The following is a 16506-nucleotide window of genomic DNA, read 5'->3' as shown; positions in this document are numbered from 1 at the left end:
GTCGTGCGGCCGCTTTCCGGGCCGTTGATCGGGGGCATTCCGTGAATACGGAGCTGCACCGAATATTCACGGACGGCAGTTGCCGGCGCCCCCGGCTCGATAGGCTGGAGGGTGCCCGCGGTCGCTCCGTGGGGGACATCGGAAGGGGACGACATGTCGACACCAGCCCCGGGTCGTCACGCCGAGCTGGACCAGGGTTTGCCCGGTCCGTTCACCTCCCTGCAGCACGCCCTCAGACTGCTGGAAGCCGTCGACCGGCACCCCGACGGCGCGACCCTGGTCGCCCTCGCGCGGGAGACCTCGCTCGGCCTGCCCACCGTGCGCCGGCTCGCGGAGATCCTGGAGATCGAGGGCTACCTCCAGTGCCAGGACGGCGGTTGGGTGCTCGGCGGCACCTTCGCGCTGCTCGGCCAGCACAACCGGGAGCAGCTCGTCCGCGCCCGGCTGAACCGAAAACTCGCCGAGATCCGCGACGAGTTGGGCGCTGCCGTGTACTTCGGCCGCTACCACGACGGGGAGTTGACGGTCGAGGCCGTCTCCTCGTCCGAGTACGCCCCGCCGGTGCACGAGTGGGTGGACTTCCGGGCCACCGCGCACGCGAGCGCGATCGGCAAGTGCCTGCTCAGCCAGCTCGACTCGGACGGGCGGCGCGACCACCTCTCCCGTCACCCGGTCGCGCGGCTCACCTCCCGTACGGTCACCGACGCCGACCAGCTGATGCACCGCCTGGAGCGGCAGCCGGCCACCGTCCCGGTGCTGGACATCCAGGAGTACGCGCTCGGCACGGTGTGCGCGGCCGTCCCGGTGACGGCGGGCAGCACGGTCGGCTGCCTGGCGATGTCGATGCCGGTGGACAACGTGCACCGGCTCAGGGCGGCGGCCGAGCTGCTCGCGGCCCGGGCGGCGCCGGTGATGCTGGCGATGGCGGTCTGAGCGCCTGGCCGTCCGCCTGGTGCGGGCCCCGCCGGATCCGCCCCGATCCGGCGGGGCCGACGTGATTCCGCACGCGTTTTCGAAGGTGTCGGACGGGTGTCGGGCGGTGCGCATCACTTATTAGACTCAATGTCGATAAGGGCGCCGAAACCCTTGTCCCGGCCGCTACCCGCGAGTACGTTTCCCGGAGCCGAGCCGCCGCCCCCAGGTCAGGAGGGCCTGCCATGCCCCGTTCCACCCCCGTCCCCGCCCTCGCCGCCCCGGCGGTCCGCGTGCACGAGAGCCTCGTCCTGGAGCCCCGGGACGTCCGCTTCGACTGGGCCGAACTGCCGCTGCACTGGATCCCTGACGAGCCGATGGCCACCCATGTCATCAACGTGCTGCACCTGCTGCTGCCCGAGGGGGAGCGCTGGTTCGTCAAGGTGTTCAAGGAGGCGCTGCCGCTGATCCGGGACGAGCAACTGCGGGACGAGGTGCTCGGGTTCATCGGCCAGGAGGCCATCCACGCCGAGGCCCATCAGGAGGTCCTCGACCACCTGCTCGGGCAGGGGCTCGACCCGCGCCCGTACGTGCGGCAGATCGCCTGGCTGTTCCGGCGCGTCCTCGGCGACAAGCCCGGCCTGACGCCCGCCCGGCGGCGCGAGAACATCATCGAGCGGGTCGCCTTCATCGCGGCCATCGAGCACTTCACCGCCTTCCTCGGCAACTGGGCGCTCAACTCGCCCGGCCTGGACCGCGCCAAGGCCGACCCGACGATGCTCGACCTACTGCGCTGGCACGGTGCCGAGGAGGTCGAGCACCGCAGCGTCGCCTACGACCTGATGGTCCACCTCGACCCGGGCTACCTGCGCCGGATCCGCGGGATGGCCGTCTCCGGACCGCTGCTCGTGCACCTGTGGGTGCGCGGCGCCCGCTTCCTGCTCGCCGCCGACCCGACTCTGGGGGGGCGGCTCAAGCCGACCTGGCGCGAGGCCGGTCGGATCGCCAGGCGCGGCCTGCTGCCCGACCCGGTGAAGTCGATCCGCTCGGGCCTGCGCTACCTCAAGCCCGGCTACCACCCGACCCAGGAGGGCTCCTCCAGCCAGGCCCTCGGCTACCTCGCCACCTCCCCGGCCGCCCGCGCCGCGGCGACGGCCGCGAGCGGGTGACGGGCGACAGCCGACGGATTTCAGATGACGGATAACAGAAAACGTCATCTGTCATCTGAAATCTGAAAGTTGTCATCTGTCACCCGCCGCCCGTCCTGCGCCCCACCCCGCCCGCACCGACGCCAAGGACCCGCCGGATGGACCTGCTCACCCCGCCCCCCGACCTCTACGGCCGCCCCCGCGCCGACGGCTTCATCCGGCGGCTCACCACCTTCGGCGACCGCTACTCCCCGGCCCTCGGCGGCCCGCTGCTGCGCCGCAGCCCCCGCCGCCCGCTCAGCAGGCCCACCCCGCCACTGCAGCTGGTCGTCACCGCCCGCCGCGAACTCGCCACCGACGTCGTTGAGTTGACACTGGCCGACCCCTCCGGCGGCCTGCTGCCGAGCTGGCAGCCCGGCGCCCACCTGCGGCTCGCCCTGCCCTCCGGCCGTGAGCGCCACTACTCGCTCAGCGGCGACCCCGCCGACCGCGCCGCCTACCGGATCGCCGTCCGCCGGCTCCCCGGGGGCGGCGGCGGGTCCGTGGAGGTCCACGACACCCTCCACCGCGGCACCCGCCTCACCGCCCGCCACCCACGCAACGGCTTCGCGTTCTGCGCCGAGCCCACCGTCCTCCTCCTCGCCGGCGGCATCGGCATCACCCCCCTCCTCCCCATGGCCCGCGAGGCGCAGCGCCACGGCCTCGACTGGCGTCTCGTCCACGTCGGCCGCAGCGCCGCCACCCTCCCGTACACGGACGAGCTGCGCGCCCTCGACCCCCGCCGGGTCGTGCTGCGCACCGACGACGGGCACGGCGGCGTGCCGACCGGCGCCGAGCTGCTCGCGCACGCCCCGCGCGGCACCGCCGTCTACTGCTGCGGCCCGGCTCCGATGCTCGCCGCCGTCCAGCGGGCGCTGGACGGATCCCCGGCCGGGGCCCTGCACTTCGAGCGGTTCGGCGCCGCCCCGATCACCGACGGCGAGCCCTTCGCGGTGCGTCTCGGCGCGGACGGCCCGACCCTCGACGTGCCCGCCGACCGGTCCGCCCTGGACGTGCTGCGCGAGGCCCGCCCGGACCTCCCGTACTCCTGCCACCAGGGTTTCTGCGGCACCTGCGAGGTCCGCGTGCTGGCCGGGGGCCCCGATCACCGGGACCGCCGACTCACCGCCGAGCAGCGCGCCGCGGGCGCCCTGCTGCCCTGCGTCTCCCGGGCCGCCGACGGCGAGACCCTGGTCCTGGACCTGTAGGGCGTGTCCTTCGGCTCAGGCCGGGTCCGCGACGCCGGGGCACGCACCTCGCTGCGTCGGCCGTCGGCATCCCCCAGCCTCACGGCCGGGAGGTGCCCCCATCCTCCGCCTTGCGACGCACGCCCCCCGACGCCGCGGACCCCGGCCTGAGCCGCAAGACACGCCCCAACCCGACCTGCAGAAGGAGCCCCCGATGCCCCCGCCGGCGCGAACGACCCCGCCCTTCCCGTACGACGAGCGCGACCTCGCCCGCTTCCGCGAGACGCAGCAGCTCGCCTACGACTGCGCCGAGGAGGTCGCCGCCTGGATCGAGCCGGGCGTCACCGAGCGGCAGGCCACCGCCGAGCTGCGCCGGCGCCTGGTGGCGGCCGGGGTGCAGGACTTCTTCCACGTCCCGTTCGCGTGGTTCGGCGACCGGACGGCGTTCCGGCACTTCCGCACCCCGCTCCAGTTCTTCGCGGGCAGCCGCCGCCTGGAGGAGGGCATGCCGTACGTCCTCGACTGCGCGCCGGTCGTCGACGGCTACACCGCGGACATCGGCTACGGCGGCAAGGTCGGGGAGAACCCGGTCTGGGACCGCCTCGCCGCCGATCTGCGGGTCTACCGGGAGCTGATCCTGGCGCAGGTGCGCGCCCGCCGCCCGCTGAGCGAGGTGTACGCGGCCGTGGACGCGCAGCTCGCCGAGCACGGCTACGACAACCGCCACCGCGTCTACCCGGGCCGGGTGATCGGCCACCAGGTCACCCGGACCACCGTCCGCGGCCCGGCCGGGGTCACCCTCTTCGGCTTCGGCGTGCGCACCCTGCAGACCCTCGGCCGCGAGCTCGTCTCCGAGCGCCTGCACGGCCGTTCGCCGCTGTGGGCGGACGGACGCGCGTCCCGGCACGCGCCGACCCCGGGGCTGTGGGCGGTGGAGCCGCACATCGCCTTCCGCGGGGTGGGGATCAAGTTCGAGGAGCTGCTGGTCGTCACCGAGGACGAAGCCTACTGGCTCGACGACGACCTGCCGCACGTCCGCCGCTGGGCGTCCGAGCCCACCACCCTGGAGGCCACCCGATGACCGCGAGCCCGACGACGCCCCCGATCCGCCGCCGGACCGTCCACTCCGGCGGCCTGCCGCTCGCCGTCTACGAGCAGGGCGACCCGGACGCCCCCACCGTCCTCCTCGTGCACGGCTACCCCGACACCCACGCCGTCTGGGACGACGTCGCCGAGGACCTCGCCGGCGACCACCACGTGGTCCGCTACGACGTCCGCGGCGCCGGCCGCTCCGGTGTCCCCGCCACCCGGGACGGCTACCGCCTGGAGCAGCTCGCCGACGACCTGTTCGCGGTCGCCGGCGCCGTCAGTCCCGAACGCCCGGTGCACGTCGTCGCGCACGACTGGGGCTCGATCCAGTCCTGGGAGGCCGTCACCTCGCCCGGAGCCGAGCGCCGGATCGCCTCCTACACGACCATCTCCGGGCCCTGCCTCGACCACATGGGGTACTGGCTGCGCCACCGGCTGCGCCGCCCGACCCCGCGCCACCTCGGGCAGCTGCTCCACCAGGGCCTGCACTCCTGGTACATCACCGCGTTCCACCTGCCGTTCGTCGCCCCGGGTGTGTGGCGTCTCGGCCTCGCCCGCGCGTGGCCGCGGGTGCTGCGCGACCTGGAGCAGGTCACCCCGCGGCCCGGTCACCCGCAGCCGGGCCTGCGCCGGGACGCGGTCCACGGCATCGAGCTGTACCGGGCCAACTTCCGCCCCGCGCTGGGCCGTCCGCGCGAGCGGCCGACCGAGGTTCCGGTCCAGCTGGTGACCCTCACCCGGGACCGGTACGTCGGCACCTACCTCTCCGAGGGCCTGGAGCGCTGGGCCCCGAACCTCACCCGACGGACCCTGCGGGCGGGCCACTGGTCGGCGCTGCTGGAGAAGGGAGCACACGTGGCCGGCATGGTCCGCGAGTTCACCACCAGGATCGAAGAGGGGGCCGCCGGAGAGAGGAAGGGCGACGGCCGCCTGGTCGTCGTCACCGGCGGCGGCAGCGGCATCGGCCGGGCCACCGCGCTCGCCTTCGCCGAGGACGGCGCCCGGGTGGTCGTGTGCGACCTCGACCTCGCCGCGGCCGGGCGCACCGCCGAACTCGCCTCCCTGATCGGCCCGCAGGCCCACGCCTACCGGGTCGACGTCGCGGACGGCGCCGCGGTGGACGCCTTCGCGCAGGCCGTCGCCGCCGAGCACGGCGTGCCCGACGTCGTGGTCAACAACGCGGGCATCGGCCACTGCGGCACGTTCCTGCAGACCACCGAGAAGGAGTGGCAGCGCGTCCTGGACGTCAACCTGTGGGGCGTCATCCACGGTTGCCGCGCCTTCGCCGCGCTGATGGCCGACCGCGGCGAGGGCGGCCACATCGTCAACGTCTCCTCGGCCGCCGCCTACCTGCCGTCCAAGGCACTCACCGCGTACGCGACCAGCAAGGCCGCGGTGTTCATGCTCTCCGACTGCCTGCGCGCCGAGCTCGCGTCGCACGGCATCGGTGTCTCCACGATCTGCCCCGGCATCGTGAACACCAACATCACCCGCGCCTCGACGTTCTCCGCCACCACCCCCGCCGAGCAGGCCGCCAAGCAGGCCCGCGCCGCCAGGCTCTACGCCCGCCGCGGCTTCCCGCCGGAGAAGGTGGCCACCGCCATCCTCCACGCCGTCCGCACCGGGAGGCCCGTCGTCCCCGTCACCCCCGAAGCCAAGGCCGCCCGCCTCCTCGGCCGCATCAGCCCCGCCCTCCTGCGCCTGGCGGCCCGCCTCAACGTGACCTGAGAGGCGGCGTCACAGGTCGAACGGAAGGACCCGGAAAGACTTGTGCACCGGGCAGTGGCCGGATGGCACGGAAGTCGCGCTGGTCGAGCGTGAGGACCGCATCGGTGCGGTACTCGGCGGCCGGCGCAACGCTGACGGCATCGGTGAGGTCGCGGATGGACGTCTGCACGGCGCGGTCGCAGCGCGCACGTACGGACCGTAGCCGATCACGCCGCGTGCGTGTGCGGTGCCTTGCCACCGTCCGGCTCCACCGCCGCCACGTCGTGGTGGATCGGTCCGTCGACGGCGCTGAGCGGCAGGCAGCTGCCGCCGCGCCGGTGGGCGATGATCTCGGCGGCGACCGAGACGGCCGTCTCCTCGGGGGTGCGGGCGCCGAGGTCGAGGCCGATGGGGGAGCGCAGCCGGGCGATCTCGGCGTCGGTGAGGCCGGCCTCGCGCAGCCGGGCGTTGCGGTCGTGGTGGGTGCGGCGGGAGCCCATGGCGCCGACGTAGCCGACGGGCAGGCGCAGGGCGCGCTCCAGCAGCGGGATGTCGAACTTGGCGTCGTGGGTGAGGACGCACAGCACGGTGCGCCCGTCGATCCGGCCGAGCTGGGAGTCGAGGTAGCGGTGCGGCCAGTCGACGACGACCTCGTCGGCGTCGGGGAAGCGGCGGGCGGTGGCGAAGACGGGCCGGGCGTCGCAGACGGTGACGTGGTAGCCGAGGAACCTGCCGATCCGCACGACGGCGGCGGCGAAGTCGATGGCGCCGAAGACGATCATCCGCGGCGCGGGCACGTAGGACTCGACGAAGCAGGTGACGGTGCCCTGGTCGTGTTCGTCGCAGGGGCGCCCGTCGAGGCCGAGGACGATCCGCCCGGTGCGCCCGGCGTCGAGCATGGCGCGCGCCTCGGCGACGACGGCCCGCTGCAGTCCGCCCACGGTGGAAGGCGCGGGCGACAGCGCCCCGGTGTGCCCGTCCGCCGTGACGGCCATCGTCGCCCCGACCAGCCCGCCCGGCCCGGCGATGACCCGGGCGAGCGCCACGGGCGTGCCGGCGGCGATGTGCGCGATGCCCGCGTCGAGTCCGGCGTCCGCCCCGGGCACGACCGGCTGGACGAGGACGTCGAGGACCCCGCCGCAGGTCAGGCCGACCGCGAAGGCGTCCTCGTCGCTGTAGCCGAAGCGCTCCAGGACGGGCTCGCCGCTTTCGATGGCGGCCTGGCACAGCTCGTACACCGCGCCCTCGACGCAGCCGCCGGAGACGCTGCCGACCGCCTCGCCGGCCGCGTCGACGGCGAGGGCCGCCCCGGGGTCGCGGGGCGCGCTGCCGCTGACGCCGACGACGGTGGCCACGGCGAAGGAGCGCCCGGACGCGTGCCAGGCGTGCAGCTGCTCGGCGATGTCCTGCATGTCGGGTGGCTCCTTACACGGTTTCGACAGTAGCGGGGGACGCCGCCGTACGGGAGGCGGTCCCGTACGGCGGCGCTGGTGCGGCAGGACCGGGCTAGTGCACGCCCAGCCAGGACTTGATCGGCGAGAGCGCGAAATAGGCCACGAACACGGCGGTCAGGATCCACATCAGCACACCGGGCTCGCGCCACTTGCCCTGCCCGGCCTTGATGACCGTGTACGAGATGACGCCGGCGGCGACGCCCGCGGTGATGCTGTAGGTGAACGGCATCAGCACGCAGGTGAGGAAGGCCGGGACGGCGACCTCGCGGTCGGACCAGTCGATGTGCCGGGCCTGGCTCAGCATCATCGAGCCGATGACGACGAGGGCGGCGGAGGCGACCTCGACCGGGACGATGCCGGCGAGCGGGGAGAAGAACAGCATCAGGGCGAACATGCCGCCGGTGACGGCGGAGGCGAGGCCGGTGCGGGCGCCGTCGCCGACGCCGGTGGCGGACTCGACGAAGACCGTCTGGCCGGAGGCGCCGGCCAGGCCGCCGACCGCGCCGCCCGCGCCGTCGATGAACAGCGCCTTGGACAGGCCCGGCATCCGGCCCTGCCCGTCGGCCAGGCCCGCCTCGGTGCCGACGCCGATGATGGTGGCCATCGCGTCGAAGAAGCCGGCGAGGACGAGGGTGAACACCGCGACGGAGGCGCTGATCGCGCCCATGCCCCTGCCGCCGAAGGCGCCGAACAGGTCGACGTGGCCGAAGAGGCCGAAGTCGGGTGCGGCGACCGGGCTGCCGGGCCAGACCGGGACGGAGTTCTGCCAGGCCTTGGCCGGTACGTGGGCGAGCCGGTTGACGACCACCGCGACCACGGTGCCGCCGGCGATGCCGATCAGGATCGCGCCGCGCACGCCGCGCGCCATCAGCACGAAGATCGTGAGCAGGGTGAGGCAGAAGACCAGGACGGGCCAGCCGGAGAGTTCGCCGAAGGGGCCGAGCGACAGCGGGGTGGGGCCGCCGGTGTGGACGAAGCCGGCCTTGTGGAAGCCGATGACGGTGACGAACAGGCCGATGCCGATGGTGATCGCGTGCTTGAGCGGCAGCGGGATGCCGTTCATGATCTTCTCGCGCAGCCCGGAGACGACCAGCAGGACGATCAGCAGGCCGTAGATCACGCACAGGCCCATGGCCTGCGGCCACGTGGTGTGCGGGACGACCAGGGCGGACACCGCGCCGGAGACCGAGAGGCCGGCGGCGAGGGCGAGCGGCACGTTGCCGACCACGCCCATGAGGATCGTGGTGACGGCGGCCGCGAGGGCGGTGGCGGTGGTCAGCGCGGCGTGGTCGAGCTTCACGCCGGTGACGTCCGCGCCGCTGAGGATGAGCGGGTTGAGCAGGATGATGTACGCCATCGCCATGAAGGTGGTGAGGCCACCGCGTAGTTCGTTGGCGAGCGTCGATCCCCGGGCCGAGATCTTGAAGTACGCGTCGAGGGCACTGTTCGGCCGTGCTGCCGAGGCCGTCGTGGGGGCGTCGTCCTCGGTGGGTCTGTGCTCGGTGGGTCTGTGCTCGGTGGGTCTGTCCTCGGTGGGTCTGTCTTCGGTGGTGCCGGGCTCCGTGGGGATCCGGGTCATGTCCACTCCCAAGTGTCAAAGGGGGTTGGGGTGGGCGAGCCGACCTGGCTGCCAGGCAACGAATCCGGCGCAGGGGGACTGATCGACTCACTGGGCGCACTCTGTGGCTGTGCCGGCGGTGCGTAGGTGGTGCGCACCGCTGCAGAACCCCGGCGTGGGAGAGGCAGCGGGATGGTGCGTTCGCGTATCGGCGGCTGGTGCATGGCGGGTGCCTCGACTGCGAGGTGGGGGGTGGTGCTGCCCCGGGGCGGCGGGGAAGACGGTCGCCGCCCCGGAGAGGTCCGGTGGATTCCCGCGATCAGCCGGGCTGTTCGGTCGTCAGGTGCTCGGGCCGGACGGGGATCCGGTTGAGCGCCAGACCGGTGGCGTTGCGGATGGCGGCCACGATCGACGGCGTCGCCGAGACGGTCGGGGCCTCGCCGACGCCGCGCAGCCCGTACGGGGCGTGCGGGTCGGGCAGTTCGAGGATCTCGACCGGGATCGGCGGGGTGTCGAGGATGGTGGGGATGAGGTAGTCCGTGAAGGAGGCGTTGCGAACCTTCCCGTCCCGGACGATGATCTCCTCCATCACGGCGAGGCCGAGCGCCTGGGTGCAGCCGCCCTGGATCTGGCCGACGACGGAGAGCGGGTTGAGCGCCTTGCCGACGTCCTGGACGGCGGTCAGTTCGACCACCTTGACCAGACCGAGCTCGACGTCGACGTCGACGACCGCGCGGTTGGCGCAGAAGGTGTACTGGACGTGGCCGAAGCCCTGTCCGGTCTCCTTGTCGAACGGCTGGGTCGGGCGGTGGTGGTGCTCGCGGGTGAGGTCGATGGCCTCGTCGCCGAGCAGGTCGACCATGGGGACCAGGGGGCCGGCGCTCTCGGAGACGACCTTGCCGCCGACGAGCGTGAGGTCGCCGTGGGTCCAGCCGTAGCGGCGGCGGCCCTTGTCGATCAGCGCCCGCTTGACGGCCTCGGCGGCGAGCTTGACGGCGCCGCCGGTCATGTAGGTCTGGCGCGACGCGGAGGTCGAACCGGCCGACCCCACCTCGGTGTTGGCCGGGTGGATGGTGACCTGCTCGACGCCGAGCTCGGTGCGGGCGATCTGGGCGTGCACGGTGACGCCGCCCTGGCCGACCTCCGCCATCGCGGTGTGCACCATGGCGACCGGCTCGCCGCCGATCACCTCCAGGCGCACCCGGGCGGTGGAGTAGTCGTCGAAGCCTTCGGAGAAGCCGACGTTCTTGATGCCGACCGAGTAGCCGACGCCGCGCACGATGCCCTCGCCGTGCGAGGTGTTGGACAGCGCGCCGGGCAGCTGGCGCACGTCCAGGTGCTCGGTGTCCAGCGGCGGCGGCAGCGGCATGTCCTTGACGCGCTTCAGCAGTTCGGCGACCGGGGCCGGGGAGTCGATCTGCTGGCCGGTGGGCATGAAGTCGCCCTCGGACATCGCGTTGAGCCGGCGCAGCTCGACCGGGTCCATGCCGAGCGCGGCGGCGAGCTTGTCCATCTGCGTCTCGTAGCCGAACGCGGCCTGCACGGCGCCGAAGCCGCGCATCGCGCCGCAGGACGGGTTGTTGCTGTAGAGCGCGATGGCGTGCATCCCGACGTTCGGGATCACGTACGGGCCGTGGCCGAGCGAGGCCGCGTTGCCGACGACGGCCGGGGAGGCGGAGGCGTAGGCGCCGCCGTCCAGCACGATCCGGCAGTCCGCGAAGACGAGCTTGCCGTCGCGGGTGGCGCCGTGCTCGTAGTGCATCTTCGCCGGGTGGCGGTGCACGTGGCCGAAGAAGGACTCGTCGCGGGAGTAGACGATCTTGACGGGCTTTCCGGTGTGCTGGGCCAGCAGGCACGCGTGGATCTGCATCGAGATGTCCTCGCGGCCGCCGAAGGCGCCGCCGACACCGGCCAGGGTGAGCCGGACCTTCTCCTCGGGCAGGTCGAGCACCGGGGCCATCTGCTCGCGGTCCACGTGCAGCCACTGGGTGGCGATGTAGAGGTCGATGCCGCCGTCCTCGGCGGGCACCGCGAGGCCGGACTCGGGGCCGAGGAAGGCCTGGTCCTGCATGCCGACCTCGTAGTCGCCGCTGACGATGACGTCCGCCATCGCCCGCACCTCGTCGGTCACGCCGAGGCCGGAGACCAGCCTCTGCTCGTGGCAGATGTTGCCGTACGCGTGCGACTTGTACTCGTGCGGCTCGTGCACGTACCCGTACGTCTGCGGGTCCAGGCACTGCTCCTCGGTGACGATCGGGGTGAGCACCTCGTACTCGACCTTGATCTTCTTCACCGCGCGGCGGGCCGTCTCCGGGTGGTCGGCCGCGACCAGCGCGATCGCCTCGCCGTGGTAGCGGATCTTGTCGATCGCGAGGACCGGCTGGTCCTGGATCTCCAGGCCGTAGTACTTGGAGCCGGGGATGTCCTCGTGGGTCAGCACCGCGTAGACGCCGGGCACCTTGAGCGCCTCGGAGATGTCCAGCTCGAGGATGTTCGCGCGGGGGTGCGGCGAGCGCAGCGCCATACCCCAGAGCATGTCCTCGTGCCACAGGTCGGAGGAGTACGCGAACTCGCCCTTGACCTTCAGGTTGCCGTCCGGGCGCAGCGGCGAGCCGCCGATGCCGTCCTTGGACGCCTGGTTGATGTTCTGGAGGTTCTTCTGCCCCCGGATGGTACGAGTGCTCATGCGTCCACCTCGCTGCGCTCGGCGGGCGCTTCGCACGATGCGCGCCCTTGCGTGATTCGCTCGCTTCGCTCGCTCATTTCGACGACCCGGCCTTCCCGGCGCACTTGCGGGCGGACGCCAGCCGCACCGCGTCCATGATCTTCTCGTAGCCGGTGCAGCGGCACAGGTTACCCGACAGCGCCTCGCGGATGTCGTTGTCGCTGGGCTGCGCGTCGCGCTCCAGCAGGGCGTCGGTCTGCACCAGCAGCCCGGGGGTGCAGAAGCCGCACTGGACGGCGCCGGCGTCGATGAACGCCTGCTGGACGAGGCCGAGTTCGCCGTCCTCCTCGGCGAGGCCCTCGACCGTGCGCACCTCGCGGTCCTGCACCTGGCCGGCGGCGACCAGACAGGAGCAGACCGGCACGCCGTCCAGGTAGACCGTGCAGGAGCCGCACTCGCCCTGCTCGCAGGCGTTCTTGGAACCCGGGAGGCCGACCCGCTCGCGCAGCACGTACAGGAGGCTCTCGCCCTCCCACACGTCGTCGGCCTCGACCGGCTTGCCGTTGGCGGTGAAAGTGACCCTCATGCCGCGCTCCTGATCTGCTTGCCGTAGTCGTTCCAGCACCACGTGAGGGTGCGGCGGGCCATGACGGCCAGCGAGTGGCGCCGGTAGTCGGCGGTGCCGCGCACGTCGTCGATCGGCGAGGCCGCGGCCTTCACCAGCTCGCCGAACTGCTGGATCACCTCGGCGCCCAGCAGGTCGCCGGACTCCCAGAGCCCGCGCTCGGCGAGCACGCCCCGCAGGTACTCCTCGGCCTCGACGGCGCGGCGCGGGGTGGGGGCGGCCGAGCCGATGCCGGTGCCGACGGTGCCGTTCCTGGGGTGGAGGGCGAAGCCGAAGGCGCACACCGCGATCACCATCGCGTTGCGGGTGCCGATCTTCGAGAACTGCTGGGGGCCGTCCGCGACCGGGATGTGCACGGCCCGGATGAGCTCGTCGGCCGCCAGGCTGTTGCGCTTCACGCCGACGTAGAACTCGTCGATCGGGATCATCCGGGTCCCGCGCACCGAGGCCGCCTCGACGAACACGTCCCGGCCGGCCGCGAGCAGCGCCGGGTGCGCGTCGCCGGCCGGGGAGGCGCCGCCGAGGTTGCCGCCGACGCCGCCGCGGTTGCGGATCTGCGGCGAGCCGACGGTGTGCGCGGCGAGCGCGAGGCCCGGCAGCGGTCCGGACAGCTCGTCGATGATCCGGGCGTAGGGGACCGAGGCGCCGAGCCGCACGACGCTGCCGTCGTTGGACCAGTCGGTGAGCTCGGTGATGCGGTTCAGGTCGAGAATCGCGGATGGCCGGTGCACGTCGAAGTTCATCTCGACCATGACGTCCGTGCCGCCCGAGATGGGCAGCGCGGTCGGGTACTCGGCCTTCGCCGCGAGTGCCTCGTCCCAGGTAGCGGGCCGAAGGAACTCCATGCGGGTGTCTCCTCAAGTCGTCGCCGGCCGGACGGGTGGGGCTGGGTGCCCGGAACCCGGTGTCCGGGACCTTGCCCACCGTGTCGTCGCCTCGGCGTCGGATCCCGGTCACCGGGCTGTGTCCGGCGGCGTGGGGCCAGTGAACCGCTGTGACCGGGCCCACTGGCAGTCACCGATGGCATGAAGCCCCGGCTGTGGTCCCGGCCGGCATCCTGTACGTTCCTCTAAGGAGGACAACGCCGCAGTCCAGCTGTTCACCAGGCGTTACCTATGACCGTAATCCGGCCGTGATTCGGGAGCTACGGGCCCGTGACCCGCTCGCCCGGACGGACGTAACGCCAAGCACGGATGTTCGGGCACACTGTCACCCCCGACAGCTCGCCCGAGCCCCCCACCCCCACCAGACCAGCCCGTTAGGAGTCCGCGGATGCGTGTCCGTGACCTGCTCGCCCCCGGCGCCCCGCGACTGCGCCTGCTCGCGGCCGAGGAGGAGCTGGACCGGCAGGTCAGCGGTGTCATGACCACGGACCTGCACGACCCCGGCCGCTACCTGCACGGCGGTGAGCTGGTGCTCACCGGCATGCTGTGGCGCACCGGCCCGGCCGACTCCGAGCGCTTCGTGCGCACCATCGCGGCCGGCGGCGCCGTCGCCCTCGCGGCCGGCGAGGCCGAGGTCGGCCCGGTGCCCGAGGACCTCGTCGAGGCGTGCCGCCGGCACCGGATGCCGCTGCTGGCCGTCCCCGACGACATCGCCTTCGGGACGGTCACCGAGTTCGTCGGCCGCCAGGTCTCCGCCGACCGCGCAGCCGACCTCGCCGCCCTGGTCGACCGGCACCGGCTGCTCGTCTCGGCGGCCGGCGGCGGCGGTCTCGACGCCGTCCTGGACCTGCTCGGCGGGGACCTCGACCTCGACTGCTGGGTGCTCACCCCGACCGGCGCCGTGATCGCCGGGCCCGCCGAGCGCCTGCCCGCCGAGGACCGCGACCAGCTGGTGCGCGCCCACCTCGCCGCCCAGCGCCAGCGCCGCCGCCCCCCGCACCGGGCCCGCCTCGCCTCCGGCTCCTACTCGCTGCTGCCCGCCCCGGCCGGCGCGGATGCCGAGCACGAGGCGCCGCTCGCCGACTGGGTGCTCGTCGTGGCCGGCGACGTCACCGAGTGGACCACCAAGCGCCAGCAACTCGCCGAGAACCTCGCCCGCCTCGTCGCCGCCGAGCGCCAGCGCCGCGACGAGGGCCGCCGGCTGCGCCGGCGCCTCGCCGACGAACTGCTGGACCGGCTGCGCCGCGACGCCGACCCGGCCGAGATCAGCCGCACCCTCTACGCCTCCTCGGCGATGGCCGCCCGCTACGAGAGCGCCGAGCCCAAGCAGCAGGCCCCGGAGGGCTCCTGGCTGGTGCTCAGCGCCGACGGCACCGGCCTGCCCGAGGGCGCGGTGCGGGCCGTCCTGGAGGAGGCGCTCGGCGGCACCACCGACCGCGCGCTGGTCGCCGGGGCCGGCACCGGCGCGGTCGTCGTGATGCCCGCGCTGGAGACCGCCGTGCCCGCCGACACCCTGCGCGGGCTGCTCGCCCCGCTGGAGGCCGGCCTCGGCTCGGAGGGCCGCATCACCCTCGGCGTCTCCGCCCCCGCCTCCGAGGCCGGCGGCCTGCGCGGCGCCCTGGAGGAGGCCCGGCACGCCCGCCGGATCGCCGCCGCCCGGGTCGGCCGGGTCTGCGTGGCCGGCCCCGAGGAGCTCGCCTCGCACGTGCTCCTGCTGGCCGCCGTCCCCGACGAGGTGCGCCGCGCGTTCCGCAGCCGCCTGCTGGACAAGGTGATCGGCTACGACATCGAGCACCAGGCGGACCTGGTGCGCACCCTGGAGGCGTTCCTGCGCTCCGACGGCTCGTGGACGCGCTGCGCCGCGCAGCTGCACGTCCACGTCAACACGCTGCGCTACCGGATCGGCCGCATCGAGGAGCTGACGGGCCGGGACCTCTCGCGCCTGGAGGACCGGGTGGACTTCTACCTGGCCCTCGAACTGGCCTGACGGCACGTCCGGTCGACGTGCGAAAGGGCCCGCCGCGCATGCTCGCGGCGGGCCCCTGCGGTGTACGGGCGGTCGGCGTACGGGCGGCTACTGCGCCGGGATGATCCCGGTCAGCCACTCGAAGACGTTCGGCACCATCCGCTTCCACAGGTCGGTGGTGTGCGGGCCGGTGGTCTCCTGCACCTGGACGGTGGTCGGGGCCTTGGCCGCGGCGGCCAGCGCCTGGGCGTCCTCGTAGCCGTCGCCCTTGGCACCGCTGATGAACAGCGAGACCTTCGGCGGGTTCTGGGCGGTCTTCAGGATGCTGACCGGGTTGTTGGCATCGCGCAGCTTCGCGTCCTTGCCGACCAGGGAGTCCGACTCCTGGGCCGGGTCGTTGTAGCCGGAGAGGCTGATGCCGACGCGGTAGCGGTTCGGGTGGGCCAGCGAGAGCTTGGCGGCGCAGTGCGCGCCGGCCGAGTAGCCGGCGATCGCCCAGCGCTCGGGGGAGGGGTCGGCGCGGAAGTTGTCCAGGACCATCTGCGGCACGTCCCGGGTGACCCACGCGTCGGCGTTGACCTTGCCGGGGATGTCGGTGCAGCCGGCGTCCTGGTGGTTGCCGAGCAGCAGGGTGCGCGGCGAGACCAGGATGAACGGGGCGACCTTGCCCTGCTGCATGAGCGGCTTCAGCTGCTCGGAGACCTTGAGGGTGCCGTACCAGGTGGAGGACGAGCCCGGGTAGCCCGGGATCAGCTCGACGACCGGGAACTTCTTGTCCTTGTACGCCGGGTCGTTGTACTGCGGCGGCGTCCAGACCAGCACCTCGCCGTCGACACCGGACACCTGGCCCTTGAGCTCGGTCTTCTGGACGTCGCCGGGCACCGCCGGGTCGTTCACGCCGCCGAACTGCTGGAGGACCTTGGCCGGGGCCTTGCCGTCCGCGCTGCCCGGCCTGGCCGCGCCCGCCGGGTCCTCCTTGGCCACGGTGGGCACCGCGCGGACGTGGTCGCCGGTGCCGAGCAGGTCGTCCCAGCTGCCGTAGATCAGGTTCGCGTTGTTCACCATCACGAAGACCATCAGGACGGCCGTGATCTGACAGAAAACGATCATGACCAGCCGCGACAGGATCCTGACCGGTTCGGGCCCGCGCACCTTGCCCCAGAAGAACAGTGCGACCACGATCGACACCGGCACGAGGACGACCGTGAGGATGAAGAAGGGCGTACCTGTCAGTTGCATCAGTTCTCGTTATCCGGATCGCAAGCCGCCCGG

General features: G+C 73.1%; 12 protein-coding genes. 6 read left to right on the top strand and 6 right to left on the bottom strand.

The features are described from left to right. Positions 1 to 153: 153 nt before the first annotated feature. From ACWCXH_RS09370 to ACWCXH_RS09350, 5 genes are all read left to right on the top strand, one after another. On the top strand, positions 154 to 933 hold the full coding sequence (locus ACWCXH_RS09370) for an IclR family transcriptional regulator (RefSeq protein ID WP_449800755.1): 780 nt from the start codon (positions 154 to 156) through the stop codon (positions 931 to 933). A 224-nt stretch (positions 934 to 1157) separates the two neighbouring features. Beyond that, entirely contained in the window at positions 1158 to 2081 is a 924-nt protein-coding gene (locus tag ACWCXH_RS09365) for a metal-dependent hydrolase (RefSeq protein WP_449800754.1), read from the top strand. 137 nt (positions 2082 to 2218) lie between these two features. Then, positions 2219 to 3307: a PDR/VanB family oxidoreductase gene (locus ACWCXH_RS09360; protein WP_449800753.1), complete on the top strand. Its 1089-nt coding sequence runs from the start codon at positions 2219 to 2221 to the stop codon at positions 3305 to 3307. A 193-nt stretch (positions 3308 to 3500) separates the two neighbouring features. Further along, positions 3501 to 4367, top strand: coding sequence for a M24 family metallopeptidase (locus tag ACWCXH_RS09355; RefSeq protein ID WP_449800752.1), 867 nt, complete (start codon positions 3501 to 3503; stop codon positions 4365 to 4367). After that, on the top strand, positions 4364 to 6103 hold the full coding sequence (locus ACWCXH_RS09350) for an SDR family oxidoreductase (protein ID WP_449800751.1): 1740 nt from the start codon (positions 4364 to 4366) through the stop codon (positions 6101 to 6103). Before ACWCXH_RS09355 ends, ACWCXH_RS09350 begins: the two co-directional genes overlap by 4 nt. Positions 6104 to 6309: 206 nt before the next feature. Here the strand turns inward: ACWCXH_RS09350 and ACWCXH_RS09345 are convergent, their stop codons facing one another. The 5 genes from ACWCXH_RS09345 to ACWCXH_RS09325 form a co-directional block, all read right to left on the bottom strand. Beyond that, positions 6310 to 7494, bottom strand: a complete 1185-nt coding sequence (locus ACWCXH_RS09345; protein ID WP_449800750.1) for an XdhC family protein — start codon at positions 7492 to 7494, stop codon at positions 6310 to 6312. 94 nt (positions 7495 to 7588) lie between these two features. Beyond that, positions 7589 to 9115, bottom strand: coding sequence for an NCS2 family permease (locus ACWCXH_RS09340; RefSeq protein ID WP_449800749.1), 1527 nt, complete (start codon positions 9113 to 9115; stop codon positions 7589 to 7591). Positions 9116 to 9413: 298 nt separating this feature from the next. Next, the gene (gene pucD, locus ACWCXH_RS09335) at positions 9414 to 11780 is read right to left on the bottom strand and encodes a xanthine dehydrogenase subunit D (RefSeq protein WP_449800748.1); all 2367 of its coding nucleotides are present in this window, start codon (positions 11778 to 11780) and stop codon (positions 9414 to 9416) included. A gap of 73 nt (positions 11781 to 11853) precedes the next feature. Continuing rightward, complete coding sequence (locus ACWCXH_RS09330; RefSeq protein WP_449800747.1) at positions 11854 to 12345, bottom strand: (2Fe-2S)-binding protein; 492 nt, start codon at positions 12343 to 12345, stop codon at positions 11854 to 11856. After that, on the bottom strand, positions 12342 to 13229 hold the full coding sequence (locus tag ACWCXH_RS09325) for an FAD binding domain-containing protein (RefSeq protein ID WP_449800746.1): 888 nt from the start codon (positions 13227 to 13229) through the stop codon (positions 12342 to 12344). Before ACWCXH_RS09325 ends, ACWCXH_RS09330 begins: the two co-directional genes overlap by 4 nt. Positions 13230 to 13656: 427 nt before the next feature. Between ACWCXH_RS09325 and ACWCXH_RS09320 the strand changes: the two genes are divergently transcribed. After that, positions 13657 to 15255: a PucR family transcriptional regulator gene (locus ACWCXH_RS09320; RefSeq protein ID WP_449800745.1), complete on the top strand. Its 1599-nt coding sequence runs from the start codon at positions 13657 to 13659 to the stop codon at positions 15253 to 15255. 87 nt (positions 15256 to 15342) lie between these two features. Here the strand turns inward: ACWCXH_RS09320 and ACWCXH_RS09315 are convergent, their stop codons facing one another. Then, on the bottom strand, positions 15343 to 16473 hold the full coding sequence (locus ACWCXH_RS09315) for an alpha/beta hydrolase (protein WP_449800744.1): 1131 nt from the start codon (positions 16471 to 16473) through the stop codon (positions 15343 to 15345). Positions 16474 to 16506 lie beyond the last annotated feature (33 nt).

The sequence above is a fragment of the Kitasatospora sp. NPDC001660 genome (assembly GCF_053596725.1).
Note: the sequence above shows the minus strand (reverse complement) of the source record. Positions and strands in the feature narration are given on the sequence as shown.